We start from the raw sequence: 26,062 nt of genomic DNA on the forward strand, positions 1-26,062 counted from the left end.
TTAAATTGAAATCCATACTATATTTAGGTCTTAATATCTAAAACCCTTATTTCAACCTTAGACCTAACAAATCGCTCCTCTCCCTTCCCTGGGGCTAAGCAGTTAGCTTAATTAGCTAGCTGCTCTTTTTTATTAGTCTGATTATAAAATTTTGTTCTTATTTCTTTTTCACACCATATACTTCTAACCTAGACCCAGCTCATAGAGTTACCTCCTATCTTAAAGAGCACTTGTACATGGTGCTCTTTTTTAGTTTCCTCATTTCTACACAATGCAATTTTTGTGCAAAAGATACACACTCAATTAAAAATAGCCTCATATGATATCTTCTACCCTCTCTTTTTAAAATAAATAGCCTTTACAGAGCACTTTCCAAAGTGCTCTAACTTTTACATATCAAATAGCGTTTTTGTTCAAATCCTTCACGCCTCATGAAAAAATCACATATGGTATCACGTACTCTTTTACATTAAGAGTTTTGGTCCGAAGAGCACTTTTATATGGTGCTTTTTAGTATCGAATGTGAAATAGAGGCTTGCTCTTAAAACCTTTTGTGTGATCTTTATAGGCTCTTTACTTACACCTGTGTGTCTGTTTACTCATAAGTTGTTAAAAAATTAGTTAGTTAATTTATAAGAGAGGTGTAAAAATGAGTAAATTTAAAAAGAATTGTCACATACCCTTTCCATGTGCCTTTCCTTTACCTCAAATAGGGCCAACTGGGCCTACCGGACCTGCTGGAGCAACCGGACCATCAGGTGGACCTCCGGGACCTACCGGGCCTACCGGGCCTGCTGGAGCGACCGGACCATCAGGTGGACCTCTGGGATCTACCGGGCCTACCGGAGCGACCGGACCATCAGGTGGACCTCCAGGACCTACCGGGCCTACCGGACTTGCCGGAGCGACCGGACCATCAGGTGGACCTCCGGGACCTACCGGGCCTACCGGACCTGCCGGAGCGACCGGACCATCAGGTGGACCTCTGGGACCTACCGGGCCTACCGGAGCGACCGGACCATCAGGTGGACCTCCAGGACCTACCGGGCCTACCGGAGCGACCGGACTTACAGTATCTGGCTTATCTCAATATGCTTATATTTATAATACAGCAGCTCAAGTTGTTGCCTTAGAAGCACCTATTCTTTTCAATTCAAACGGTTTAATGACACCTGGTTTTACTCATACTCCTGGAACTTCTCAGATCATGGTTATTAATGCAGGAGATTATAAAATTTCTTTTTCTGTATCAGGAGTTCAGTCTAATCAATTTACGCTCTTTTTAAATAGTGCTCCAGTTACCAACGCAGTTTATGGATCAGGTGCAGGAACTCAACCAAACAACGGGCAAACAATCCTCACTTTAGCCGCAGGTGATATTCTTACCCTTAACAATCATACTTCCGCTGCTGCAGTTACTTTGCAGACTTTAGCAGGTGGAACACAAACAAATATAAATGCTTCGATTGTAATTGAAAAGTTAAATTAATTATTTCTTAAAGCTCTGGCATTCAATAATCTAGAGGGGATTCTTTTTTCAACAAGTAGTTAGCATTAGCGATTCATTGTCACATTACGATGAAATGGTCATATATTATTTCGAAGCAAGAAACCCTAATCTACTTTTCAACATTTCACTTTTTCTCTAAAGAGCACCGTAAGCAAGTGCTCTTTTTTAGTTTCCCTTATTCTACAAAATGAAGTTTTTATTAAGTTCACTTCCGTATAACCTTTCCAATCTTGTTTACACTACAACTGTAACTTAAGGTTACACATCATTACTTGTAAGGCCTAATTTCCTTTGTACAACAAGTAGTTAGTTTATTGAGCTAGCTGCTTTGTTGTGCCAAAGATGTGTTATTGTATGGAAGCTTTCCATTCATAGCATTCTACCTTTCTTATTTGAGAGCACCGTAAGTAAGTGCTCTTTTTTAGTTTCATCTATTCTACAAACTGAAATTTTTATACTAATCTTCCTCAAGGACCGCAACTGTTAAGTAATTCCTAGCCTTCTTCCGCTTTGCTAACTTCCTCTGATAAGCTGGCGTTGTATAATAACGAACCGTTTCAGGAAGTACGCCCATATGTTGAGCGCATTCCTTTATGGTCCCGAGACAAACGAATGATTCACCTTTATAAACGACGTACTCCTTTAAGTTCACAATTTAGCTCTCCTTTTCTAATAAAATAGCGTTTTTGTATTAAACTAATTTAACTTTGTTGTTATAAAGATCATTGTGAAGTTTCACAAAGTACGGTGTATTTATAACAGCGCCCCAACCTTCGCAAGAGCTATCTCCACAATTACACGGTAATGTTCTAAGATTGTATTCGATATGATACTCATGAATCGTTATTCCAGAACGCTCACAGTAACCGCGTTCAAACTCATATTCAGTCAATTGATTCTCTCCCTTTCTACCCAAATAACGATTTTGTTTGAAAGATGTATATTTTTATACGCAATTCATATACTTTAAATAACCTGTTATGACTTAAACTAATATTTTAGTGCCATTCCACTTTTTTTGAGACAACAAGCCTCCGGTTGTTGTCTTTTTTCTTTTCTCTATTCAAATAAAGATTTTGCTTAAACTTGCACGTACACTAAAAGCATACATATGATGTTATCGTAGTCACCTTTTCGATATGAGTCTTGGTCAAAGAGCGCTTTTAACAGCGCTCTTTTTATGTTTAAATAAGGATTTTGTATTATTCTCATGTATTTTTTTGATTCCTTCGCATACATTATTATCACAAGGAATTCCACAGGTTGCTCTGGTCCAGTTTCCTTGAATTTCTTGCACACCTTGTGGAAAGAATCCGTTTATTACTAACGGATTCTTTTATTTATTTGTCATACAATAACTATTTTGTACTAATTGAACCCCAATCAAATGTTTCTAATATTTTTATCAATCGTTCCACTTTCGGTGCTCTCCAAGCCGTCATAGCATACGTGTGAGCTTTTGAAGTGTAGTGATGGCGATTCGATTCAAGGTGACGCTTGGCTTCTTCTTTTGTTAGAAACATAGTGTTAGGAACAATGAAATCCTCTTCCTTAACAAAAACTTTATTAAAATAACCCGAATCATTTAGATTTCCTTCTACATACTCCCACAAATCATAAAAGCTCTCATTCTCATTGTTTATAAGTTCTTGTAAGTCTTCATCCTCCTCAATTTCATCTTCGAAATATTCTTCTAAGTACTCTTTTAAATTACTAAAATTAGAGAATGTAACGTGATCACCATCATTAAAGAAATGTTCCTCATGTCCACTGTCATAATCCTCATGCCCCGGAACAATTCGATAATCCTTAATTACCCAAAAACGCGGTGCGGCTTGCGAATCATAATCATGTTCACCCTCATGTTTCATAATTGCCTGAAGGTCCTTTAAAAATTGAATGTCCTTATTCATTTCCCATTCCCCTTTGTTCATGATTTTGTAACAGATGTATACAAGTTTGTGTGTTACACTAAATTCATTCGAAGATGTCATTCGTTATTTATAGAATCAATAATTCTTAATACCCCGTCCCCTGCCCTAGCTCCCCTGCTAGGGCTTTTTGTTGTTAAAATAACGCTTTTATTAAGATTGTCTACATTTCTCACAAAATACCTTTTCATCTATAACTACAGCATCTTCCACAGTACACGTAGTTGAGCACTTCTCACATACAAACCACCAACCGCTTTTTAACATTGCTTCTTTTGGCACATAACCCAAATCGGAATACTGATCGAATTCTTTAACTCTATTTGCTCTAACTTCTGTATATTCACACCATCCATAAGCTTCACTTTTCATCTTTGCTTTACCAGTCGTTTCTGCAAACACAACTTCTTGATGTTCACCATCGCTACGCTGCACATGATATGCTTTCATGTTTCTCCCCCCCACTTTTGTACAAAATTCAAATTTGGTCTTACTTCACATCAACACGATATCTGTACATCCTCATGTAGAGAACTCTTCTGCTAATACCATTTGATTCAGCCTGCTTATATTCCTCATCAGTTAGCCAACGATTGAAAGTCATCATTTACCCCTCCTAATCTAGTGCCAAAAATTCAGATCTGGTACGATTCGAACAACTTATCCTAATCTTCTGAATACCTTTTCCATGCTCTTCTATCGCTGCATTCCAAGCTTCAGTTTCAGTCTTAGCATCAAAGCAATCCATCTTTTGCCGTTCCTCTTTATCGTAGAAATGTACTTCATAGCTTGGATTCAAAAACTTTTCACTGGTACTTATCGCGTTATAGTTGAAACTACCTATAACATCATCAATTGTTAATTGCTTCATAATCGCACCCCCAGTTATTTGATTTTTTCTGTGCTTGTAGTTGATACACGATCAACTTTTCCACCTTGCCAGGTAATTATTTGTTCTCCGAATCCTGTGGCTGGAGGGTTCAGCGGAGTAACCTTACCATTTTTGACCACATAAATTTTATTATCAGTAACATCGATTTCAATTTTCGTAGGCTTCATACGACTGAAATCCCCCTTTTTCTTGTTAGCTAGCTTTTTGCTGTTTCTGTTTTAATGATTGCTTCATTGATTCAAATTTTACTAACCACGCTTCCCAACGCTTATCATTTTCTTCTTGCTGTTGCTTTGCTACTTCACAATTACAATCGTTCGTTTCAATTACACCTGGATAAGTTTCTTTACGAATAATTCCTGTATTCCGGCATAATACACACATGTTTATTCCTCCTTATTAGAAACCTAAATTTGCAAGTCTTTGATCTGCTGTCGTAAACTTCAACACCTTTGAATCTCCTAATAAACGACTAACTGTTTTAGCATCATATTTATTAAAAAGTTGTTTTCCAGTAAAGTTTGTTGTGGTAAATGTACTCATTCCTTGTCTAGAGTTTGATACTGCATATAAAAGACGTTGAATGAAATCAGATGCCTGTCTACTTGAATCCGTTGATCCACTTTCCGCACCCAGATCATCTAATACAACAAAATCAGCTTGTCCAATTAATTGAACAAAATATTGAAGAGTATATTTGCTGTTCTTATCATCGAAAGAATCCATAATCATCCTTGTTATTGCTTCTAATTCAACGTACAAACAACTTTTCATAAGATGATAATTTTCTTCTTCTTGACTGATATCCCAGAAATATTGATTTAATTCATGAAGCATACTGTATGCTAGGAAACTTTTTGCCGTCCCTTGGTTTCCTGTAAATACAACTTTTCTAATTTCTCCGTTCTTTAAATCTTCCAAGGTTTCTTCTATAGCTTTCTTGTGACTACTCGTTTCATTACAACCAATTCTGTAATCAGCCAATCTTGAAAGAGGAATTCTCTTATTTGTAATAACACTAGCCTTTTCCAGCATGTTAAATTTCTGCAAACGATTAATTTTTTTATAGTGAGCATTAGCCTGTTCTTCTAAAACTTTGTTGTTTTGTTCAACTACACATCTAGGACAAACAATTTGTCCTTTGTATTCAATCATTTGAACTGGCTTAATGATTTTCCGTCCCCCTATTTCATAAGAGTGATTCATACATTGATCAGAATGGTAAGTCACCTTCGATTCCAGGGATTCTGCCAGCTTTTTCATTGGTGTTGCCATTTTTATTCGCCCCTTTATTTCCTTTGCTTTTAAACTCTATTTCTGCTGCATTAACATCGGCTAAAGTACGAATGTTTTTATTAACCCATTGTTTTAAAATGCCCTCAGCATAATTCCATTTCTTCTGCTGTTTCAAAGCACGTTCCATAGCTGCTTGTACAAGTTCTTCGCTTGTATCGCTTACCCATTGCGAAATACTTTCAGCAATGAATGAATTTAAAATTCCAAAATTATTTTCGTAGAAAGAGAAGATGCTACTACTACTTTGTATATTAGTATTTTGTTTATTAGTACTTAGTTCTTTAGTACTTAGTAGTGTTGGATTTTCCACTTGTGGAACTTCCACTTGTGGGTTTTCCATTTGTGGATTTTCCACTTGTGGAACCTCATATATGATTGTCTCCCAATTTGTTATCTTTCCCTTTTCGTTTTTTACAGGAAATCGTCTAACATAACCGAATTTTTTCAGTTCTTTCATCCCTACCCTTAAACTATCGATTCCATCTTTCGCATGAGTGGATATTTCCTCCATATAAAACACCCAATCATCTGGTAATGATAAAATGTAAGCCAGTATTCCTTTCGCTTTCCAACTTAAACGTTCATCACGAAGACCTGTATTATTAATGGTTGTGTAGTTTTTACTTTTATTAACTCGAAATGTTGCCATTTATTTACCTCCTCGTACAAACCGCCACATATGCTTGTCCATTTTTGATAATGCGCTGAATTTCATAACGCGGATATCCAACACTGAAGTATTTTTCAATCATCTGACTTAATTCTTCTTCATTGTTTGCTTGTTCCCAAAACTTCTGAGGTAACAGTACTTGATAAGTAGCTAAGTTTATCTGCACGTACTATTTCCTCTATTCTCGTGATATACTAATAATAAGAGTTTTTCTAAAGGGACCCATTGCAGTGGGTCTTTTCCTTTTGTTCTACATCACTCCAAGCCCATTGTTTTATTGGTTCGTAAGTAATGTAAAACAACCATAAACTACATGCGATTAACACTCCGAATACAGCTAACGATGTTGAATCTTCCACAAAATCACTTCCCTTCTAAATAAATTCAGCGTATTATTTATCATCAATTTCAACTGTTACATAGTGAATCTGTGTTTTTAGGGGAACCTGTTGTGTAAGTATGATAGATGATGTTGGTTCACCATCTTCAATTAACCTCTTAATCTTACGAGTTGCTTCAGTTTTTGATTCACACTCGTAAGCGTTTAGACCATATCCCCTGTTGTGAAGTACAAAATATTTAGTTTCTCTCATTTTCTTTTCCTCCTATTGAACTTCCGCCATATTTATCTGTGCATTTGTAGCTGTAATTTCTTCATCTAAAACAATTGGAATTGAATATTCTTCATTAATGATTTGAATAGCTCTATCTAAATGATGACGTTTAATAGCCTTATAGCTATTCACACCGAACTCCCTATGTAGTTGACTATAAATATCGCTATATAATTTTCTTCTAAGGCTAATATCCCGATATGAATTAGAATCCTTACCACCTAATAGAAGAACCCCTAACTTTCTTACAGCCTTTGATATTTCATCACACTCAATGGCATACAACGGTGCATTCTCACGCAAGTTTTTCACATCTGATTTAATATCTTGTATTTCTTGTTTTTGTCCTTCTAACGCTTGGAATGTGAGTTTCAAAATACCTATTGGGTCTTTAGGAAGTTGTTGCTGATCTTGTATATGTTGTTTCATTCGTTTAAACTCTTCAATAAACTTAATTTTCATTTTCATTGCTTCTGGCGTTACATAGCTCATAGCGACAATAGCAAATGCCTCTTCCGTTAAATTGTATTTTGTATACCATTGTTTATTTTGATGATGTTGATATTGGGTCTGCGCAAAGTTGCGTAACCCCCAAACTTCTTCTCCGGCAGCTTTCATTTTTTCGAATTGTATTTCAATGTCACGTAATACATCTGAATGCCTCTTGTTAAATACTTCTGCAATCATCAAACTATCCGTCACAATTTCCCCATTACTTTCAAATACTAATTCACTATGTACTGACGTTTCGTTTACTACAGCTAATTGGTCCATTTTAATTTCCTCCTGGCTATAAACTTGGAATAACCTTAGTTTTATTCATATTGCGATGTAACAAATGTAATTCGTTACTAACTTTTTTAAAAATTAACCAATTATCAGGATTAAGATTGTATGACTTAATATGATTCTTTTCCTTCTTTGTTGGATTTTTACCGTTCTTCATTTTTATTCACTCCTTACAGCTCATCGAAAAATTTAGAAAGAAATTCTTTCATTTCTCTCGCCTTAAACAACCAGCGATTATTTTTTTGTTTTGCAAATTTTTGTACACGAGGATCACAAACGACATATTCCATTAACCAGTCATAACTTCGACTTGTTTCATATTGAAGTCTTTTCATATCCCACCAAGTACCAACACCCATATCCGCCAATCTTTCATTAACCTGACGAGATACTTCTTTTTGTAAGTAAGTTTCATCAATCACAACTTGCACAGTTGCTGTCATTTACAAATTCCCTCGCTTTCCAACATTCGATTTATTTTTTCTCTTACTTTTTTCCCTTCTCTTTTACCGTGTAAAATATCAGAGAGATATGGACCAGAAACGTTAAGTATCTTTGCTAATTCTCCTTGTTTCATTTCATTAACAAATAGCCATATTTTCACTTTCTTTCCAAATGCTTTATCCATACCCACACCTCCTTCTATACATTTAGCTAATTTTTTAGCTTTCTATTGACTATTTCTATCCAATTAGATAAAATTAGAGCATAGCTAAATAAACCGAATTAAATTGCCTTTAAACGTTGAGGGACGTGCTATACAGGCTTAATTTTTAATGGTTTCGCGGCTAAATAATTAGCTTATGAACATAGTTTAATATCCAACCGGATAAAAGTCAATACTTTTCTATCCAATTGGATAGAAAAGGTGTTCGTAGGTTTGATAAGGGTGGTTAATATGTCTACATTCAACATAATTAAAGAGCTTGCGAACAAGAAAGGAATATCACTATCTGATTTAGCGAAGGAGCTAAACATGGGAGAAAATTCACTTTATAAGTGGAAAACGCAAAAACCTGCTATCGATAAACTTCAACTAGTAGCAGATTATTTCAACGTAAGTGTTGACTACTTATTAGGTAGAACTAACAAAGAGTATTGGGAACTTACAGAAAAGGACGAAAAAGATATACAAAAGAAATTAGAAGAATTAATAGAAGATATGAGTAAATCGGATGCTCTTGCTTTCTCTAAAGACTCTGAACCTATGTCAGAGGAAACTAGACAATTATTGATTGTCTCATTAGAAAATTCTCTTAGATTAGGAAAGCAAATGGCTAAAAAGAAATTTACACCTAAAAAATACAGAAACGAAGAGTGATTGGAGTGGATCTTGTTGGTCTCAAAACAGCAAATCAATTTAAAAACAGACGAACTACTTAGTCGATATAATACCAGAGATCCATACCTTATTGCCGAAGAAAAAGGAATTATTATCATCACAGAAGACTTAGGAGATATTTTTGGATACTATCACAAAATATCTCGTATCCCTTTTATTCATATAAACGAACGACTTTCATATCAAGATCAAGTATTTACCTGTTTTCACGAATTAGGGCATGCTATCTTTCATCCAAATGAAAATACACCTAAATTATCTACGGTATCGCTTTGTTCTGAAATTCGTATAGAAGCCGAAGCAAATTATTTTGCGACAAGATTTCTTATAGATGGAAGTCACCATGATTACTGCATACAAACCAAACAAGAATTATTACAGCATTACGGGATACCTAAGCAAATGGAAAGATTCATTTGAAATCCGCTATATATTTTTACACCTAAAAAACAAACATTCTTTAAAAATAGAATGGAGTGACTACGATGGCTAGTTTTAGAAAACGTAAAGACAAATGGGAATATAGGATTAGATACAAAGAAATGGGCAAATACAAAGAAACCTCTAAAGGTGGATTTAAAACAAAAAAAGAAGCTCAATTAGCTGCTGCTAAAGTAGAAGAAAAATTAGCAAACGGAGTGGACGTAAACAGTCATAATATAACATTTTATGACTATATGTATGAATGGTTAGATACTTATAAAAAAGGAAATATCTCTGAACGAACATATACAAATTACGAAAAAAATATTCGATTGTTCATATTACCTGCATTTGGTGATGTGAAATTAAAAGATTTAACTCGTGTTAAATATCAAAAATTTATAAATGACCTTCTAAAGACACGTAGTAAGAAAACCGTAGCACAGATTAACGCTACAATGCACAATGCATTAGAAATAGCAGTTTATGAACTTGAAATTCTCACTAAAAATCCTACAAACAAAATTAGTATTAAAGAACATCAAGTAATCGACAAACGATCAGAAATTAAATGTTATGACATAGATGAATTAAAATCATTCTTGAATTATGTTTTGAATGAACAAGCTACTTTTAAATACTATTCTCTGTTTATGTTTTTGTCGAGGACTGGTCTACGAATTGGAGAATGCCTGGCTTTACAATGGGATGATATAGAACTTGATAAAAAACAGGTCTTTATCAACAAAACATTAATTACCACTCAAAGAAACCAGCCTATTAAATTCGGACCACCTAAAAATAAAAGTAGTATCAGAATACTTACTCTAGATGATTCTACTTTAGCACTTTTAAAGCAGGTGAAAATAGAACAAGCTAAGAACACTTCAATAAATGGAAAATATTACAAGGATTATAACTTTGTATTTACCAACGAAGATAACTCTTGTATGTTGCGAGCTACAGCGTTAGTTTTTTTAAAAGAAACATGCATAAAGGGTAGATTCGAATTTATTAAATTGCATGGATTCAGGCATACTCATGCTGTACATTTGCTACAAAGTGGAGCGAATATAAAATATGTTTCTGAACGTCTGGGGCACTCCACCATCAACATGACAGCAGATGTTTATCTTCATGTAACACAATCGATGGAAGTAACCGCAGTAAATCAATACGATGAATTTTTGAAATAACGTGGGCAAATTGTGGGCAAGCGGTTTTGAAAAAGTATACAAACCGCTTGAAATAAGGGTATTTAATCCTATATAATGATAATACTGTATTATGATGAAACCCTGTTATTAACTGTTCATCCGACTCCATATGTACTTCTGGAAGTTCTAACGCTTTTTGAATCAATGGTGCAAAATCATCATTTTCAATTTTTTGTACGCCCTCTAAACCTGCAATATCATATGAAAAGAATCGATCAAAATATGATCCTTTAATTGGCATAACACAGTTCGTTGTAGCTAAAATGGCACCAGTAAATTTTTCGAAAAGACGTCTTTGATCATACCATGCCTTACCAATGTTCCCTTTTAAATGTTTATATTTTTTCAGCTGCGGATATCCGTGTGCTGGTAACATTTCAGAATGCGTATAAATATTAATTTCTTTTCCTTCTGTTTGCTTTAATAATTCTTCTAACGCAAATAAATTATGACCAGTAACTACAATTGCCTTACCTTCTACACGATTTTGTGTAATTTGAACCGGCTCTGGAACACCAAATTGATTCGTATGTGCCTCATCTAATAACTCCATCACTCGTAAAGCTGATTTCCCGACTTTCATAGCCATATCAATATGTTCTTGCTCATTAAAGTTGGAATTTGTTAACGTCATATATAACGCTTCTTGCGTTGTAGCATCTACAAATGCATCTGTATATCCTAGCTGAGCAGCATGAGTACGATAAGCCGCAATTCCTTTTAATCCAAACACAATCGTATCTTGTAAACTTGCAATTGTTTCATTTTTACCGCAAACACCTATTACTTTACATCCGCCTGTTGGCGTTTGTTCACATTGATAACAAAACATTATCATCCCACCCTCTCCCAAGCATTCCTTACAACCTAAGCATAATACCCATTGATGAAAAGGGATGTGATATCAATCACAATAATATATAAAGATTTGTGACAGTTCACATTGTTGACATAATATTTTTATCATCTTCTAATATTAATGCTTTCGCATAATCATTTATTTGCATAATGTATCGACGCACTTTTAAGGAACACAAATATCATATCCATCTAATATTTCACAAAATTTTCCTTGCTGATGGTACAATTAAAGTTATGGAGGGATAATATGGTATATATGGTGTTTTATTATGGAATACTGTTTCTTATACTCGGTATTGCAATATTTCTGTTTATTATGGCTGGGTCACGAAAAATTAGGAATAAAAATCTTTCATTCGTAATGATCGGTTTAGGGATAAATATACTTACAAGTCCAGTGGCACTTTTTATAGGGGTGATGGCAACAGATTCTCCATATAGTACTAGACTTGATTTTTGGAAAGGATTTCTCTTTATTCAAGGAATACCTCTTTTCTTACTACTTATAGCTTTCATTTGGTGGTCTATTCGCCCGGCCAAAGTAAAAGTTTCAACGAGCATTGAAAAAGACCTTGAACAAAATATGAAAAGTACTAAGAAAAAAGAGACACGAGGCCGTCCCGTTACTGCCATACGTATTTTAATTCCAATTATTTTATTAGTAGGCTGTTTTTCTTACATATTGTATTTACAGGACGTTACACTAGAAAAAAGTCATTCTCCGAATAATATAAATACGATTAAAGTAGTTAAAATAGATTCTGACTCTTCTCTTGGTTCCTCTCCCGTCAGAATTAAATACGGTTGGTCGGAACATTTGGACACAAATATTGCAAATGACGGGGAACGTCTCGATTCTTCAAACGTTTCAATAGATTGGAAAAACGATTATGAAGCAACAATAACGCTACGCGGAAAAGAAACAGTACCTGAAGTTGTGGAATTTAATGTATCAGATAAATCCAGTAGTTCTGTTTTTAAGAAAGTACAAAAAGTGGTCAGTTCCTTTACCTTTCAAAAAAGTGAATCTCCAAATCTAATAAATATTATCGAGTTTAGGGAAACAATAAAATCAAAAGGACCAAGTCCCAGTTCAACTGTAAGAATCTATTATGGGAAAAGAGGTAGCATTTTAAAAAAATATAAAGAAGTCACTCTTAAGGACATGTATACGACAGAGAACTTCAATATCAATTGGAGAAACGATGAACAAGTACAGGTAGAAGTCTTAGAGGAAAATGTAGTAACAGCTACCATCGTGATTGATTTATCAAAATAAATCTATTTTTCACATGTTATAACTTTTTTCTACTCGGCACACGAGAGATACATAGTATTTACAAATTAAAAGATTTATACACATTATGAGCACCCTCTTTCTTTACAATACATTTACACTATCTTTACATTGTTTACATTATTTATATGATATATTTATATAGAAACTACTTAAGAAATTTCATGTACATTTTATCTTTATGATCTCTTATCTGATTGATAAAAAGATCATGTTATATTTTTATAACAGGGGTGAACTAGAATGACTGAATCATTAAAAACACTTATAATGCTTGATGTTACTTACGTTGTTATAGCAATTATGACGGTACTGGTATTTGTATACTTGGAATTAAAATCTCAGTAACGTATATAGGCGTAATTAATAGCTTCGCATTTAAATATAGCTAGAAGAAAGCGAGGAGGAAATTGTTTCCCCTCGCTTTTATATTCCAACAGTTTCTTATTTCAACAAATCCAATGTATGTAAAAGTAATCCTCTGTCCCCTACTTCTCCATGACCAGGCACTACCAAGTTCATATTTCCATATCGCTTCAACACATTCTCAATCGATATCGACCATTCATTTACATATGCATCAGCAACATTCCCTAAATCTTTTGCCCCCGCAGATTTCACTAAACAGCCTCCAGCTAAAATGTTGTATTGCGGTAACCATACGACAATATTATCTTCTGTATGTCCTTTCCCTGGATAGAACGTTTCTACTTTCATATTTCCAAACTTCAAATTCGTAATTGTTTGTAAGTCTCCAAGTGGATCTTCATATCCATTTTTCTTTGCTAGTTCCGCAGTTAATGCTGTACTATGCGCTTTAATTCCTCTTTCTTTCAACGTTTTAATTCCGCCAATTCGATCAGAGTGCGCATGTGTAATAATGACATCCGTTACTCGCTTCTGAAATTTCTTTTCTACCATCTCTATTAGTTCCTTCGTTAACTTATCATCCCAAGAAGAATCGACAAGTACTAATCCTTTAGAAGTATTAAGAACTAGACCATTCGAAGGAACTGCTTCTCCGTTAAAATAACCTAACTCAGTATGAACCCATACATTTTTGTTTAACTGAGAAATTGAAATGGTTCCTGTCTCATTTTTTATTACTTTTTTCTCTAGCTTTTGTTCCGCTTTCACAGAAGAAATTGTGCTAACAAATTGAGTTGTTCCTAGTAAACTAACACATACCCCTAATTTTAATAATGTATTCTTTTTCATTTTCTCCACCCTTTCTTTCAAACTAAATAGTTATTACCTATATTAGACAATTCATCTCAAATGTTTGTTCCATCATTTCTTACCTATTTTTCATGAAATTAATAAAAGCGCACAAAATTTTGTACGCTTTTTAACTTAACTTTCCTTTTACCATTCACGTTTTTTATTAATCATCATTTTTTCTTCAAACGCCTTCTCTAAATCAATTTCTAACTTATTTGCTAAATCACATACATTCCAAATTACATCAAACATTTCTAAACCAATCTCTCTTTTCGAATCTTGTATTTTATCACGCTTTAATATAACTTCCACTAATTCACCTAATTCGGCCATCGCATACATCGTACGCTCTTCAATTGTTGTATCTTGAAATCCTTTTTCTTTACTGAAATTTGATACATATCTCTGGAATTCCACTATATTCATACTTAATCTCCCTTCATCACAAATACTCCGTTTTTCTATTACATTTAAAATCAAAAATGTATTTTGTTAAATTATAACATTCATACTATAATTTATTTATAGCCTATTAACGGAGGTGTTTTTAATGACTCTCTTCGCTTCCCCATCATTATTCATACTAGCAATCATTTCATTTGCACTAGCATATTTCATCGGAGTAAAGCAATACACTTGGCTCTTATCAGGATTCAATGAACGCCGTGTGCCAGATAAAGTGAAGTTATCAAAAATAGTTGGTCTTTATAATTTAACTGCTGGTGTTATTGCCACAATTGGCAGTGTCTTCATTACTCCTAATGTTAAAATTATATTTCCCATCATTATTATTGGCCACGTTATAATCGCTGCTTATACAAATACACGTATGGTTCAGTAAAAAAAGACCATCCAATTGGATGATCTTTTTTATAACTTATCAACATATTGCTTCGCTTCTAACAATGAAAATCCAAAAGCCTCTCTTACTCTCTTAATTGCTGTAACTGTTTTTCCTTCTTCCACAAGCTGGCGTAATTCTTTATTAATCTCAGGTTCTCTATCTATAATTCCCATTTCTTTCGAAATTAGCTGTAATCTATCTTCCATCCTCTTTAAACGGGCATCCGTTTTCTTTTCGATTCTATTTAATTTTTCAACGATATAAATAAACCCAAAGACCGCTATCGGTATGATCATCCAAAATTCCATGACTATCCCTCCTCATTAGCTTTCATTTGTTTTATTCCACTAACTTATGTAAATTTTACCATGAAACACATTTAATGTATAATAGTAATATACAACACTGTTGATAAAACCTTTTATTTTAAGGGGGCACTTTATGAAAAGATTTTTTAAGACGTTACTACAATTTGTAGTTCTTTCAATCGCACTACATTTATTATTTGATATCGTTGGCTGGCTTGTTTTCAATGCGCCCATAAAAAACAAAGTAAGCATTATTTCCTTACTAACAGCCTCATGGTTAATGTACATGTACCGGGATAAATTTTTTAAAGCATTCACTTCGAATTAACTAAAAAACTTCATCGATAAAAGATGAAGTTTTTTCTTTTTCTCTCATTCTATCTATTTACTACTGTATAATAGAATTAACATTCTGTCTTTTCGAAGAAAGGAGTCACTATGAAATTAAAAAGTAACGATATATACGAGAAAATGAACCAATATTCCGTTGCAGGTTTAAGTCTTGCCGCTATACGTGACGGCAAACTAGACGAGGCGATTGCTTTCGGAACACTTGAATCCGGAACAACTAGAACTGTCACTACGGATTCCATATTCAATTCTTGTTCTATTAGCAAGTTCATCACCGCCATACTCACGCTAAAATTATGTAATCAAGGCATAGTACATTTAGATGAATACGTAAATGATAGACTCACATCTTGGAACATCCCTACCAATCTATTTACTTCACAGAAAAAAATCACGTTGTGAAACTTATTAAGTCATCAATCTGGAATCATTGATCCTCCTAATAGTTTTGAACATTATACACTTGCACAAGGGCGACCAAACATGTCTGAACTCCTTGCTGGTAAAACATTATATTGCCCAGTACCGATAGAAGCAGCTTATAAACCAGAAAGCGAATTTCACTACTCTGACGCAAACTTTTGTATTATCGAACTACTACTTGAAAATATAACTGGAAAACCATTTAATCTTTTACTTGAAGAATATATCTTTCAGCCACTTCAACTGAAGAATAGTACGGTATTCCCTACTGAAGATATAAATAAATTAGATACATTTGCTTGCGGACATAATAAAGATGGCACCGTTACAAATGAGAAGTATCCATTTTATCCATTCCCAGCAGCTTCAGGCATTTGGACAACACCAACTGACTTATCAACTTTAGTAATCGAACTCATTCATTCCTTACATGGAAATAGCAAACTAAAACTTTCTCAAAAAATAGTACAAGACATGATTTCTCCTCAAGGTTGCTCAAAATGGACTGGGTTAGGTGTTTTTCTAGATGATTCTAATGAAGACTTACAAATTTATTCATATGGATGGGGCGTTGGATTTCAATGTATGATGGTATGCTATCCATACCAAGGTAATGGTGCTGTTATTATGACAAACTCTGATTTAGGTGTTCATCAAATGGAAGGAATTATTGGCGAGGTTTTAAAAACGTTATCCTTATAATGAAAAGAAAGAAGCTGTTCCTTCCAGCTTCTTTCTTTATATAACATTTTTCGCAACAATTTTTATATGTTCTGGTGCGATAATCTCCGTTATACTTTCTTGGAAATCTTCATGCAACAGTTCTTCAATATGTTCTAGCTGTACTTCGACATGTGTGCATTCTAAATTATGTATATTTAATAGTGCATAATGATCTTTCTTCTTAATTACTAAATATTGATTTTCTTCTGTTACGAGTACCGATCCTAATCGTACTCCTAGTAAGCGTTGATCATCAAACTTCATAATTACTTCTCCTTCCCTCACATAAATGAAATTAAAATAAAATTAATTACATTTATGGAAAAGACTCTTTTTTAGACTATATCATAATTTACTAAAATATAAATATCATTTTTCCTTTTAATAAAAATTCCTATTCTTTCATATATTTCGATACAAAAAACTTTCTCAACATAAAATTAGAATTTTCAGTTTTTAAATCTATGAAAATCTATTATAATAAAGTTAATAAATGTTTGACCTCTCCTAATTCATGTACATATGGATGATCAGTAGTTGCTGCTACTGATCTATTTTTTTGATTTCAGAAAGTAAATACGCTGCATCCTTTCCTACACCACAAATAAGTGCAGAGCCCCTTTGAGATTGCCACGGCAAACCGATATAATATAATCCTCTTACGGGACTTATTCCCTTTACATGATTAGGAAATCCTTTCTCATTCACTGTCTTTTCTATTTCAATCCAGTTATAATCTGAAGCAAAACCAGTTGACCATATAATACTTTCTGCACTATATGTATCACCATTCTGAAACATAATATTATTTTTTGATGCACTTACTACTTTTTCCTGTAGTTGTATTGCTCCATTACGAATAAGTTCTTGACCTTCAAAACCAAAAATAGGATCCTTCCTCTTTTGAAACCATTTTCCCCTCTTTGTATTTACTTCAGCGTACAATAAACCCAATTTTTCTAACCAATTAAAAATGCTCTTTCTAAAAAGATGTAACGGTAGAAATGTTAAAGGATGACTGATAGACATTGTAACTTCATGAGTTTTTGCAAGTTCTACTGCGATTTGCATTCCTGAATTCCCACCACCTACTACTAGTACTTTTCCCTTAGGAATTTGCGGTGGTGATTTATATTGTGATGAATGTATTTGAAAAACATGCGATGAAAGACGTTGTGAGTATGAGGGGATATACGGTTGCTGAAAACCACCTGTTGCGATAACAACCTTTTTTGATTGTAAAGTTTCTCTAGGAGTATGTAATTCGAATATATCTTTTTCTTTCTTTATTTTTAAAACTTCGTTTTGCAATTGGACCGGTAATTTAAAGTGCCTTGCATATTCTTCTAAATACGTTGCAATTTCATCTTTATGTGGTAATTCATTTTTCCCACCTATTAATGCCCTCCCCGGCAAACTACTGTAAGACCTTGGGGTAAAAAGCTGCAAAGAATCATATCTGTTTCTCCATGAATCACCAATTCGCTTTCCTGCCTCAAGTAATAAAAAATTATATCCTTCTTGCTTCAAGTAGTATCCCATTGTTAATCCAGCTTGACCAGCTCCAATAATAATTAGGTCTTTCACTCTAATCCCTCCTTCTTTTATACATATGAATACTTGTTCATGTATTCATATGTTTCCGTAATCATAACATTTTATTTTTATATAATTCAATATCTACTCAAAATAAAAAAGAGCAGTTTACTATAAAGTAAACTCCCCTTCATTCTATCTTCCCAGTCTTTAGCGCCTGTGCCCAGTCATGTCTTTCCTGTCGAGCAGCTAATCCAACAGCTTCTTCCCAATTATAAGGAACTGAAATTTGTTCAATTATCCATTCTCCCAAAACCTTTTCTATCACTACATATTTTGCGTGCGGAGTTCCTGACTCCATTTTATGCATAACAGGTAATTCATCTTTGTATGCTGGAAGTCCTACACTCCCTGGATTTATAATAATCTTTCCGTTTGCTAAATAAACAACTCTAGGAATATGCGTATGACCGCATACTATTATTTTTTGCTCAATATTTTGGAGTTGGTCCATTATATTTTTTTCATTCTTTAATACCGCACCACTTTCATTCATCTCTTCTAACAAATACACCTCATCTGAAGTAGGTGTGCCATGACAACATAACATATCATCTACAATAAATTGTGAAGAATGTTGTTGTAACCAATCTATATGATTTTTTGTTAATTGATTTTGGACAAAAGTTAGTGTAGCAGACTGCTCTTGTATAGATTCCCAAAGCATGCGATCACAATTCCCCTTAATATATACCATCTCGTTATTCATTAATATTTCAATTGTCCCTAAAGGATCTAACGGCCCATACACGCTATCCCCTAAATTTATTATCATTTCGACCTTACGACGCTCAATATCTTCTAATACAGATTTTAAAGCGTGACTATTCCCATGAATATCCGAAATTATCGCTATTTTTCTGTTCATTGTTACACCTACCTTGATAAATTATTTATGTCATCTCAATTTCTAAACCCGCTCCTCATAAAATATAATTCTATTTAAAAACGGATCAATCACAGTTAATTCCATTGTATCCCAAGGTGTTCTCTCTATATCAGGTTTTGGATAAGCATAATCTTTACTTGATAAAATAGCATAATAACTTTTTAAATCCTCTATTTTCACCCGAATCGCACCGCCTGGTGAAGCATCCCCATGATGTTCTGATAAATGTATCACAGCATCATGTAACGAAATTTGCATATATAATGGCATATTCCCCTCATACCGATGTTCCCAATCCAGTTTAAATCCTAAAAAGTAAAAGTAAAACAACTGAGCTTTTTCAATATCAAAAATTCTAAATATAGGTGTAATCATTTATAATCCTCTCCTATTTATAAACATCCGCAGCCAATTCTCTCAAAACATCCACGTTTACTACTTCAAAGCAACCATTATTTTTCTTGATTATCTCTTTATCACAAAAAATATTCAAAGTGCGCAATAAATGCCGATAACTCGTTCCTAACAATTCAGCTGTTTCCGTTAAATTCCCACTAAACACAATTCTATTTCCATACTGAGCCGCTCGTTCCCCTGCTGCTAACATGTAACTCGCAAGTCTATTTTCAAGTGGATATAGTAAATTAATTGTACTATTTTTTGAAAGACGATTTAATTTATGTGCTAACGATCCGCAAATACATCGTAAAAATTTCGCATCATGAAATAATTGGTTTCTCACTTTCCCTAAAGGTAAACCAACACAATACGAATCAGCCATTACTTGTACGTTTGAAGCAGTCTTTTGAGAATGAATTAACTCCACATCTCCTAGTAACTGCAAACTATCATAAAAACATAATAATACCGATTTCCCGTTACTTAATGTGTTAAACGCTTTCGCTTTTCCTTCAACAAAAAAATATAAATAATCTATCTCTTCATTTTCTCTACAAATAAACTCATTCTTTTTAAAAAATAAAAGTTCCATATATGGCTTCATATCATTACTAAAAAATGAGTCAATATTATTTTGTTTCATATACTCTGCTAATTTAATAGAATTACATACTTTCTTCATAGTTCCCCCACCTTTACAACCTATCCCCATTGTAATTAAAATTTTCTTCTTCCACTATGACATATGTCATAGTAATACACAATTTCAGCATGATACAGTCATTACAAATATGAAATATAAAGGGGCTATTACATTGTATAACTTTCTTTCTGTCTTTATTGGTGTGCTCATCGCCGTTATGCTTCCATTGAATGGGATTTTATCTGAGTTAATTGGCAAGTACACAGCGAGCGTTGTCATTCACCTTGTCGGTTTAATTGCAGTTATTTTCGTTTTAATCATAAACAAAAATAAAATCCATTTTGATAAAGGTATTCCACTTGCTTTATATAGCGCTGGAGCGATTGGGGTGTTCACTGTTCTTTTTAATAATATAAGTTTCTCCGCCCTTGGTGCCTCTATTACAATCGCATTAAGTTTACTCGGTCAATCCATTGCTGCAATTGTTATTGATCACTTCGGCTTATTAGGAATGAAAGTTGCAAAGTTCGAAAAGAAAAAACTAATTGGATTATTATTCATCTCTTCTGGGATTATAGTCATGACAATTTATTAATGGGGGTAAGAAAATGTTATATATTTGTATCGCTATTTTAGCTGGTGTTTCTATCGTTGTTGCTAGAATTATTAACGCGAATTTAGCAAAGAAAATTGGGAATTGGGAAGGTACATTTTTCAATTATATTACTGGATTATTTTTCTCTATGATATTTTTAATTTTCAGTTCAGATTCATTTTATATTCCTAGTCATACGTTGCGATCTATTCCTATCGCTGTATACTTAGGCGGATTAGTAGGCGTTATCGTTATTTCATTATCCAACTATATTACTCCTAAAATATCGGCATTTTATTTAACGTTACTCATCTTTATCGGACAATTATTTGCGGGGACTATCATTGACTTCTTCCTGTCAAATGAACTCTCAACTGGAAAAATTATCGGCGGTGTTTTCGTATTAATAGGACTTACTTACAATTTACTTGTTGATCGCCCTATTAAAACTTTGCCTAATAAACACGTTCAACTATAATACTTTGCGCTTACCTATCATATATTAATAGAAAAGCTCTTCACACGAAGTAATAGAGAGGAGAATACCCTATTAAGAAAATCATTTTATTGATAGGTAGCGCATTAATTATTTTTGGAACCGTATGGTTTTTAAACTCTGGAAAATCTATTCAAGATCTCTATACAGCAAGTAAACCAAAAAAGAAAGCTACTATTATTTCAACTCAAAGAGACCCAGATGCACCTCCTGTTTTTTTAGGGAAACAGGAAATAAAAGATATACATGTAGAGTCAATTAAAACAAAAAAATCTATCTTCCTTACAAAAACAGATGAATTAAAAACATTCATTAACAGTATGAATACAGCAAAAAAAGGCGATTTAACGCTAGATGAAGAAGGTTCTGATCTAGTAGATTGTAACATGTGGATTACTTTCCAAGATGGGACTTATAAACAATATTTAATTTGGATAGTAGATAACAACAGTAGTGAAATTATGATTGCTCATCAAAACAGTCCTGATGACATAGATCTTACTTATTATCAATTAAATGAAGGCAATTCGAAAAAAGTATATAGCTTATTTAAAAAGATTATATAAAAGAGAAAGTCATGGGCACATTAGCTCATGACTTTCTCTTTTATATATATTCAGGGAACACTTTACAGCTCTTTTCCTGCTCTATATCATGTCCGAAGAAAACAATTGGGTTCTCTTTCCTAACAACTTCTTTTAAACGTTTAATTGAAGATAAAGCTAATTCCGAATCAAACCCCGCGAACGGCACTTCATCTTCAAAATTTTCTTTCGTATACGATGCATCGATCGTTAATAACACTGGGCCAGAGTTCTCTGTCTCAATGAATAGTGACTGATGCCCCGGAGTATGTCCTGGTGTATACAATAATTGAACACCTGGTACGACTCCATAATCCCCTTCAATGATTTTGTAGTTTAAATTCGGCAATATACATTCTTTCATATATTCTTCACTATGTTGTGCCGCCTCATATTCAGTCCGCTGCACAATAATCGGTGTATTTGTAAAAGCACCATTTCCTCCTGCATGATCAAAATGTAAGTGAGAACTAATAATATACAGAAGGTCTTCTGGCTCATACCCTGCACGCTTTAAAATATTTACGATTCTATCTTCTTCAGTCATTTTCGGTAAAATCTGCCCCTCAACAAATGTGCCGTTAAAAAGGCCTTCATTATTAACCGCACTTTCTGGCATACCTGTATCTACTAAAATAGGTCCTTCTTCAGTCTCCAATAAATAACACCATACTGGTAAGTTTAATAAATTCCCCGGTGTGAGCGTACTATTAACAGAAGAGTGATCTAACATACAACGACCAGCTGGTACGAAATAAAGCTTCTTTACCGTCATTATGTATCCACCTTTACATTTAATTTTGAATAAGACACACAGTAAAAATTCTTCTTTCTAGAAATAAAATCCTTCTAGACCATCATTCCATCTTTACTTACTATTTTTTCAATTTCCGAATAGTAAAACATGCTAAAACAATCGAGATGTAACATATAGCAATCCCTAAGAAACTAACGCTGAAACCATCTTTATAAATAGTCATAAGTTTCAATATATCAATATCGAATAAGTGACCGATGAAAAAGTACATGATAATAATTGCCGTTACTACAAAATAGTCATTTCTTCTTAATTGCATTGTCATTTGCTATTCACCTCGCAATGTTTTCTATCAAAAATATACCATATATACTTAATATTTTAAAAAATTTCCAAGTTCACAAAAATAATTAAAGTATACTTTTTTACATACCAATCTTTCCCCCCTATAATAAAAGAGAAAAACTCTTACTTTAATGGAGGGAATAGAAATGAAAGCAATTGGTTTACATGAATACTTACCTATTGAAGAAGAAAACAGTTTAATTGATATTGAAGTTGAAAGACCTGTTGCCACAGGAAGAGATATACTTGTAAAAATTAACGCTATTTCCGTTAACCCAGTTGATACAAAAGTTCGATCTCCGAAAGATAAAAAAGAAGATATAGCAAAAATACTTGGCTGGGATGCTAGTGGTGTTGTCGTACAAACGGGCGAAGGTTGTACGTTATTTAAAGAAGGCGATAAAGTATTTTACGCTGGAAGCATTACAAGGCAAGGTACATACAGTGAATACCATCTAGTTGATGAAAGAATTGTTGGTAAAAAACCAAAAGCGTTAAGTGATGCTGAATCTGCAGCAATTCCTTTAACAGCCATCACAGCGTGGGAAGGTTTATTTAAACGTTTAGGTATTGATTACTCTAAAAAAAGTGAAAACTCATTTAAAAACATTTTAATCATCGGCGGAGCTGGTGGTGTAGGTTCCATCGCAATTCAGCTTGCGAAGTGGGCTGGACTAAATGTAATCGCAACTGCTTCACGCGGAGAAACGATAGACTGGGTGAAAAAGTTTGGGGCTAATCATACAATCAACCATCACAAACCTTTAAAAGAGCAAATAGTAGAACTTGGGCTAAAAGATGTCGATTACATCTTCTGCTTAAACAATACAGATCAACATTGGCAAGCAATATGTGACCTCATTAAACCACAAGGAAAAATTTGCTCTATCGTAGAAAATGAGCACCCTCTTGAGATGGGCATTTTAAAAAGTAAAAGCGCCACACTAGTTTGGGAATTTATGTTCACAAAAGCGATGTATGAAACTGGCGATATGATTACGCAGCACGAACTATTAAACAAAGTGAGCGAATTATTAGATGAAGGTATCCTTCATACAACTTTAAACGATACGTTAACACCGATACATGCAGAAAATCTAAAAAAAGCACATGCATTACTTGAGGGTGGGCGTACAATTGGGAAAATTGTATTAGAAAAGTTTTAATAAAAAAGTCCGATTTCTAAATATGAAATCGGACTTTTTTACTTTTATTTACTTGAAATCTCTTGATCATTTTGAACATCTAACGGAGCACGCTTCCCTATTCCGAAAGCATAGAAACTAATTGTTACGATAGCTAAGAAAACAATACCTACAATTAGTGAAATACGAGTATCATCGTTAAACCACATTCCGATTAATACCATAATTAAAAAGGCAATCGTCAAATAGTTTGTAACAGGAGCAAATGGCATTTTGAATGGATGATCTTTCATCGCTGCTCCTTTTTCTTTTCTAAAATTAATTTGACTAATTAAAATGACGAACCATGGTACCATACCAGGAAGTACACTCGCGCTATATACATATACGAATAAGTTTTTCGGTGCGATATAACTTAATACAACACCAACCGCTAAACCGATAATTACACCAACTGTACCGAATAAAGGTACACCGTTATTAGAAATCTTCGTAAAGTATTTCGGTGCTTGTCCATTCACACCTAACGTATACAGCATACGTCCAGCACTATAAATACCACTATTACAACCAGACATCGCTGCTGTAATAACAACGAAGTTAATAAGTCCAGCAGCTGCCGTAATACCAACCTTCGCGAAAGTCGCTACGAACGGGCTACCAATTGTACTTAATTGATCCCAAGGGTAAACAGTTACAATAACGAAAATAGCACCGATATAGAAAATTAAAATACGCCAAATTGTACTTTGAATTGCTCTTGTAAGTGTCTTCTTCGGATCTTTCGCTTCACCAGCAGTAATCCCGATTAATTCCACACCTTGATACGCTCCAACTACAAGTGATAATGCAAAGAAGAATCCTGAAAAACCACCTGTAAAGAAACCGCCATTTTCCCAAAGGTTTGATATACCAATCGCTTCTCCGCCGTTACCAATTCCGAAGAAAATAAGACCAAATCCAGCAATAATCATTAATAAAATCGTAACGATTTTAATCATCGCAAACCAAAATTCAAATTCACCAAATGATTTAACAGAAATTAAGTTAGCTGCACCAAGAATAACCATTGCGATAACACCCGGTATCCAGGCTGGTAAATCTGGGAACCAATACTTCATATACGCCCCAACTGCGATAATCTCTGACATCCCAACGATAACCCACTGGAACCAGTTACTCCACGCTGTCATATAACCAGCTAACGGGTGAATATACTTATGACCGAACGTCGCAAATGAACCTGTACTTGGCTCCATGTACAACATTTCTCCCATGGCACGCATGATGAAGAAGATAAAAATACCTGCAATTGCATAAGCAAGCATTACTGACGGACCTGTCCATTTAATCGTGCTGGCTGATCCCATAAACAAACCAACACCAATTGTTCCGCCTAAAGCAATCATTTGAATATGACGTGCTTCTAAACCTCTTTTCAATTCTTTGTTTGCCACTTCACTTCCCCCTCTTAGATGATTCATAGCCGCATTTTAAAACAAGATGCTTTCCCCTAATTCCTTTCGGCCCTGAAAATGATGAAGCAAACGTCATTTTACACTAGCTTTAAAGCTATCCTAAAATCGTTTTTTGCCCCTAACAAAATTCTCAAAACCTTTCATCTTCCAATATTCTATAAATCTTAAAATTACTTATTTCATATTAATTCATTTATCTGAAAAATTCAATTTTTTTTCAATAAATTAATATGCATGATTACGTTTAATTTTTAACTTAATTAGAAATAAAATACATCTATTCAATATGATTCTAGTTTAAATGTTATTACAATATAAATAACCGAGGAGATCATATCTTCCTCGGTTTTATACAGCATGTACTTCAATATTTATAGTTGATAACGTCATTGTCCATCATTTAAATGAATTACATTTCCATCT

The 26,062-nt window shown here is 34.0% G+C and carries 37 protein-coding genes and 2 pseudogenes; 12 read left to right on the forward strand and 27 right to left on the reverse strand.

All coding sequences use genetic code 11. The features are described from left to right. Positions 1-649 precede the first annotated feature (649 nt). The gene (locus tag JDS80_RS07075; protein ID WP_199637696.1) at positions 650-1,489 is read left to right on the forward strand and encodes a BclA C-terminal domain-containing protein; all 840 of its coding nucleotides are present in this window, start codon (positions 650-652) and stop codon (positions 1,487-1,489) included. 478 nt (positions 1,490-1,967) lie between these two features. On the opposite strand, the gene JDS80_RS07080 is transcribed toward JDS80_RS07075, so the two are convergent. The 15 genes from JDS80_RS07080 to JDS80_RS07150 form a co-directional block, all read right to left on the reverse strand. Next, on the reverse strand, positions 1,968-2,162 hold the full coding sequence (locus JDS80_RS07080; protein WP_199637698.1) for a hypothetical protein: 195 nt from the start codon (positions 2,160-2,162) through the stop codon (positions 1,968-1,970). 706 nt (positions 2,163-2,868) lie between these two features. Beyond that, complete coding sequence (locus tag JDS80_RS07085) at positions 2,869-3,423, reverse strand: hypothetical protein (RefSeq protein WP_199637700.1); 555 nt, start codon at positions 3,421-3,423, stop codon at positions 2,869-2,871. A 171-nt stretch (positions 3,424-3,594) separates the two neighbouring features. Then, a complete protein-coding gene (locus JDS80_RS07090) occupies positions 3,595-3,891 on the reverse strand; it encodes a hypothetical protein (protein ID WP_199637702.1) in 297 nt (98 codons plus the stop codon). Between the two features lie 166 nt (positions 3,892-4,057). Further along, positions 4,058-4,312 (reverse strand): hypothetical protein, encoded by a 255-nt coding sequence (locus JDS80_RS07095; protein ID WP_199637704.1) that lies wholly within the window; start codon positions 4,310-4,312, stop codon positions 4,058-4,060. Between the two features lie 14 nt (positions 4,313-4,326). Continuing rightward, positions 4,327-4,500, reverse strand: a complete 174-nt coding sequence (locus tag JDS80_RS07100) for a DUF3954 domain-containing protein (RefSeq protein WP_199637706.1) — start codon at positions 4,498-4,500, stop codon at positions 4,327-4,329. Positions 4,501-4,525: 25 nt separating this feature from the next. After that, on the reverse strand, positions 4,526-4,717 hold the full coding sequence (locus tag JDS80_RS07105; RefSeq protein ID WP_199637708.1) for a hypothetical protein: 192 nt from the start codon (positions 4,715-4,717) through the stop codon (positions 4,526-4,528). A gap of 15 nt (positions 4,718-4,732) precedes the next feature. Next, on the reverse strand, positions 4,733-5,608 hold the full coding sequence (locus tag JDS80_RS07110) for an ATP-binding protein (protein WP_199637710.1): 876 nt from the start codon (positions 5,606-5,608) through the stop codon (positions 4,733-4,735). Continuing rightward, positions 5,547-6,278, reverse strand: a complete 732-nt coding sequence (locus JDS80_RS07115; protein WP_199637712.1) for a DnaD domain-containing protein — start codon at positions 6,276-6,278, stop codon at positions 5,547-5,549. The genes JDS80_RS07110 and JDS80_RS07115 overlap by 62 nt, the downstream gene beginning before the upstream one ends. 4 nt (positions 6,279-6,282) lie before the next feature. Beyond that, positions 6,283-6,465 (reverse strand): hypothetical protein, encoded by a 183-nt coding sequence (locus JDS80_RS07120; RefSeq protein ID WP_199637983.1) that lies wholly within the window; start codon positions 6,463-6,465, stop codon positions 6,283-6,285. Positions 6,466-6,511: 46 nt separating this feature from the next. Beyond that, positions 6,512-6,658, reverse strand: coding sequence for a hypothetical protein (locus tag JDS80_RS07125; protein WP_199637714.1), 147 nt, complete (start codon positions 6,656-6,658; stop codon positions 6,512-6,514). A 33-nt stretch (positions 6,659-6,691) separates the two neighbouring features. Beyond that, entirely contained in the window at positions 6,692-6,892 is a 201-nt protein-coding gene (locus tag JDS80_RS07130; protein ID WP_097807552.1) for a hypothetical protein, read from the reverse strand. Between the two features lie 12 nt (positions 6,893-6,904). Continuing rightward, on the reverse strand, positions 6,905-7,687 hold the full coding sequence (locus JDS80_RS07135; protein ID WP_199637716.1) for an ORF6C domain-containing protein: 783 nt from the start codon (positions 7,685-7,687) through the stop codon (positions 6,905-6,907). Positions 7,688-7,703: 16 nt separating this feature from the next. Then, complete coding sequence (locus JDS80_RS07140) at positions 7,704-7,859, reverse strand: DUF6906 family protein (RefSeq protein WP_199637718.1); 156 nt, start codon at positions 7,857-7,859, stop codon at positions 7,704-7,706. 13 nt (positions 7,860-7,872) lie between these two features. Then, a complete protein-coding gene (locus tag JDS80_RS07145; RefSeq protein WP_097807554.1) occupies positions 7,873-8,145 on the reverse strand; it encodes a DUF771 domain-containing protein in 273 nt (90 codons plus the stop codon). Further along, a complete protein-coding gene (locus tag JDS80_RS07150) occupies positions 8,142-8,330 on the reverse strand; it encodes a helix-turn-helix domain-containing protein (protein WP_097807555.1) in 189 nt (62 codons plus the stop codon). Before JDS80_RS07150 ends, JDS80_RS07145 begins: the two co-directional genes overlap by 4 nt. A gap of 270 nt (positions 8,331-8,600) precedes the next feature. Here JDS80_RS07150 and JDS80_RS07155 point away from each other — a divergent pair, with 270 nt between their 5' ends. The 3 genes from JDS80_RS07155 (at position 8,601) to JDS80_RS07165 (ending at position 10,663) form a co-directional block, all read left to right on the forward strand. Then, positions 8,601-9,023, forward strand: coding sequence for a helix-turn-helix domain-containing protein (locus tag JDS80_RS07155; RefSeq protein WP_097807556.1), 423 nt, complete (start codon positions 8,601-8,603; stop codon positions 9,021-9,023). Between the two features lie 15 nt (positions 9,024-9,038). Further along, entirely contained in the window at positions 9,039-9,464 is a 426-nt protein-coding gene (locus JDS80_RS07160) for an ImmA/IrrE family metallo-endopeptidase (RefSeq protein WP_199637726.1), read from the forward strand. 65 nt (positions 9,465-9,529) lie between these two features. After that, the gene (locus tag JDS80_RS07165) at positions 9,530-10,663 is read left to right on the forward strand and encodes a site-specific integrase (protein WP_199637728.1); all 1,134 of its coding nucleotides are present in this window, start codon (positions 9,530-9,532) and stop codon (positions 10,661-10,663) included. A gap of 73 nt (positions 10,664-10,736) precedes the next feature. On the opposite strand, the pseudogene JDS80_RS07170 reads toward JDS80_RS07165, so the two are convergent. Then, positions 10,737-11,516, reverse strand: a pseudogene (locus JDS80_RS07170) (anaerobic carbon-monoxide dehydrogenase catalytic subunit); the annotation flags it as partial. 276 nt (positions 11,517-11,792) lie between these two features. Here JDS80_RS07170 and JDS80_RS07175 point away from each other — a divergent pair. Beyond that, positions 11,793-12,824, forward strand: a complete 1,032-nt coding sequence (locus JDS80_RS07175) for a hypothetical protein (protein ID WP_199637730.1) — start codon at positions 11,793-11,795, stop codon at positions 12,822-12,824. Positions 12,825-13,286: 462 nt separating this feature from the next. Here JDS80_RS07175 and bla2 read toward each other — a convergent pair whose 3' ends face one another. Further along, positions 13,287-14,060: a BcII family subclass B1 metallo-beta-lactamase gene (bla2, locus tag JDS80_RS07180; RefSeq protein WP_199637732.1), complete on the reverse strand. Its 774-nt coding sequence runs from the start codon at positions 14,058-14,060 to the stop codon at positions 13,287-13,289. Positions 14,061-14,207: 147 nt separating this feature from the next. Further along, complete coding sequence (locus JDS80_RS07185) at positions 14,208-14,489, reverse strand: MazG nucleotide pyrophosphohydrolase domain-containing protein (RefSeq protein ID WP_199637734.1); 282 nt, start codon at positions 14,487-14,489, stop codon at positions 14,208-14,210. Between the two features lie 124 nt (positions 14,490-14,613). Here JDS80_RS07185 and JDS80_RS07190 point away from each other — a divergent pair, with 124 nt between their 5' ends. Next, on the forward strand, positions 14,614-14,904 hold the full coding sequence (locus JDS80_RS07190; protein ID WP_199637736.1) for a DUF3784 domain-containing protein: 291 nt from the start codon (positions 14,614-14,616) through the stop codon (positions 14,902-14,904). A 29-nt stretch (positions 14,905-14,933) separates the two neighbouring features. Here the strand turns inward: JDS80_RS07190 and JDS80_RS07195 are convergent, their stop codons facing one another. Continuing rightward, positions 14,934-15,215 carry a hypothetical protein gene (locus JDS80_RS07195; RefSeq protein WP_199637738.1) on the reverse strand — a complete coding sequence of 94 codons (282 nt, stop codon included), beginning with the start codon at positions 15,213-15,215 and terminating at the stop codon, positions 14,934-14,936. Positions 15,216-15,348: 133 nt separating this feature from the next. Between JDS80_RS07195 and JDS80_RS07200 the strand changes: the two genes are divergently transcribed. Further along, complete coding sequence (locus tag JDS80_RS07200; protein ID WP_199637740.1) at positions 15,349-15,543, forward strand: hypothetical protein; 195 nt, start codon at positions 15,349-15,351, stop codon at positions 15,541-15,543. Between the two features lie 110 nt (positions 15,544-15,653). Next, positions 15,654-16,691 (forward strand): annotated as a pseudogene (locus tag JDS80_RS07205) (serine hydrolase domain-containing protein). Between the two features lie 36 nt (positions 16,692-16,727). On the opposite strand, the gene JDS80_RS07210 reads toward JDS80_RS07205, so the two are convergent. From JDS80_RS07210 to JDS80_RS07230, 5 genes are all read right to left on the reverse strand, one after another. Then, positions 16,728-16,976, reverse strand: coding sequence for a hypothetical protein (locus tag JDS80_RS07210; protein ID WP_025150487.1), 249 nt, complete (start codon positions 16,974-16,976; stop codon positions 16,728-16,730). Between the two features lie 279 nt (positions 16,977-17,255). Then, positions 17,256-18,299, reverse strand: a complete 1,044-nt coding sequence (locus JDS80_RS07215) for an NAD(P)-binding domain-containing protein (RefSeq protein WP_199637741.1) — start codon at positions 18,297-18,299, stop codon at positions 17,256-17,258. Between the two features lie 139 nt (positions 18,300-18,438). Further along, positions 18,439-19,176 carry a metallophosphoesterase family protein gene (locus JDS80_RS07220; protein WP_199637743.1) on the reverse strand — a complete coding sequence of 246 codons (738 nt, stop codon included), beginning with the start codon at positions 19,174-19,176 and terminating at the stop codon, positions 18,439-18,441. A gap of 42 nt (positions 19,177-19,218) precedes the next feature. Beyond that, the gene (locus JDS80_RS07225; protein WP_199637745.1) at positions 19,219-19,572 is read right to left on the reverse strand and encodes a glyoxalase superfamily protein; all 354 of its coding nucleotides are present in this window, start codon (positions 19,570-19,572) and stop codon (positions 19,219-19,221) included. 13 nt (positions 19,573-19,585) lie between these two features. After that, the gene (locus JDS80_RS07230; protein ID WP_199637746.1) at positions 19,586-20,278 is read right to left on the reverse strand and encodes a cyclic nucleotide-binding domain-containing protein; all 693 of its coding nucleotides are present in this window, start codon (positions 20,276-20,278) and stop codon (positions 19,586-19,588) included. A gap of 109 nt (positions 20,279-20,387) precedes the next feature. Between JDS80_RS07230 and JDS80_RS07235 the strand changes: the two genes are divergently transcribed. The 3 genes from JDS80_RS07235 to JDS80_RS07245 all read left to right on the forward strand — a co-directional run bounded on the left by JDS80_RS07235 (position 20,388) and on the right by JDS80_RS07245 (position 21,896). Next, positions 20,388-20,834 carry a DMT family transporter gene (locus JDS80_RS07235; RefSeq protein WP_199637748.1) on the forward strand — a complete coding sequence of 149 codons (447 nt, stop codon included), beginning with the start codon at positions 20,388-20,390 and terminating at the stop codon, positions 20,832-20,834. Positions 20,835-20,847: 13 nt separating this feature from the next. Beyond that, a complete protein-coding gene (locus JDS80_RS07240) occupies positions 20,848-21,312 on the forward strand; it encodes a DMT family transporter (RefSeq protein WP_199637750.1) in 465 nt (154 codons plus the stop codon). A gap of 89 nt (positions 21,313-21,401) precedes the next feature. Beyond that, complete coding sequence (locus JDS80_RS07245) at positions 21,402-21,896, forward strand: hypothetical protein (RefSeq protein WP_097832590.1); 495 nt, start codon at positions 21,402-21,404, stop codon at positions 21,894-21,896. A gap of 40 nt (positions 21,897-21,936) precedes the next feature. Here the strand turns inward: JDS80_RS07245 and aiiA are convergent, their stop codons facing one another. Together aiiA and JDS80_RS07255 are read right to left on the reverse strand one after the other, a co-directional pair. Continuing rightward, positions 21,937-22,689, reverse strand: coding sequence for a quorum-quenching N-acyl homoserine lactonase AiiA (aiiA, locus tag JDS80_RS07250; RefSeq protein WP_199637751.1), 753 nt, complete (start codon positions 22,687-22,689; stop codon positions 21,937-21,939). Between the two features lie 100 nt (positions 22,690-22,789). Then, on the reverse strand, positions 22,790-22,996 hold the full coding sequence (locus tag JDS80_RS07255; RefSeq protein WP_071747547.1) for a hypothetical protein: 207 nt from the start codon (positions 22,994-22,996) through the stop codon (positions 22,790-22,792). 166 nt (positions 22,997-23,162) lie between these two features. Here JDS80_RS07255 and JDS80_RS07260 point away from each other — a divergent pair, with 166 nt between their 5' ends. Then, a complete protein-coding gene (locus tag JDS80_RS07260; protein WP_199637753.1) occupies positions 23,163-24,182 on the forward strand; it encodes a zinc-binding alcohol dehydrogenase family protein in 1,020 nt (339 codons plus the stop codon). A gap of 44 nt (positions 24,183-24,226) precedes the next feature. Here JDS80_RS07260 and JDS80_RS07265 read toward each other — a convergent pair whose 3' ends face one another. Next, positions 24,227-25,618: an amino acid permease gene (locus JDS80_RS07265; RefSeq protein WP_199637755.1), complete on the reverse strand. Its 1,392-nt coding sequence runs from the start codon at positions 25,616-25,618 to the stop codon at positions 24,227-24,229. Positions 25,619-26,062 lie beyond the last annotated feature (444 nt).

This window comes from Bacillus cereus group sp. N8, assembly GCF_016483685.1.
Classification (GTDB): domain Bacteria; phylum Bacillota; class Bacilli; order Bacillales; family Bacillaceae_G; genus Bacillus_A; species Bacillus_A proteolyticus.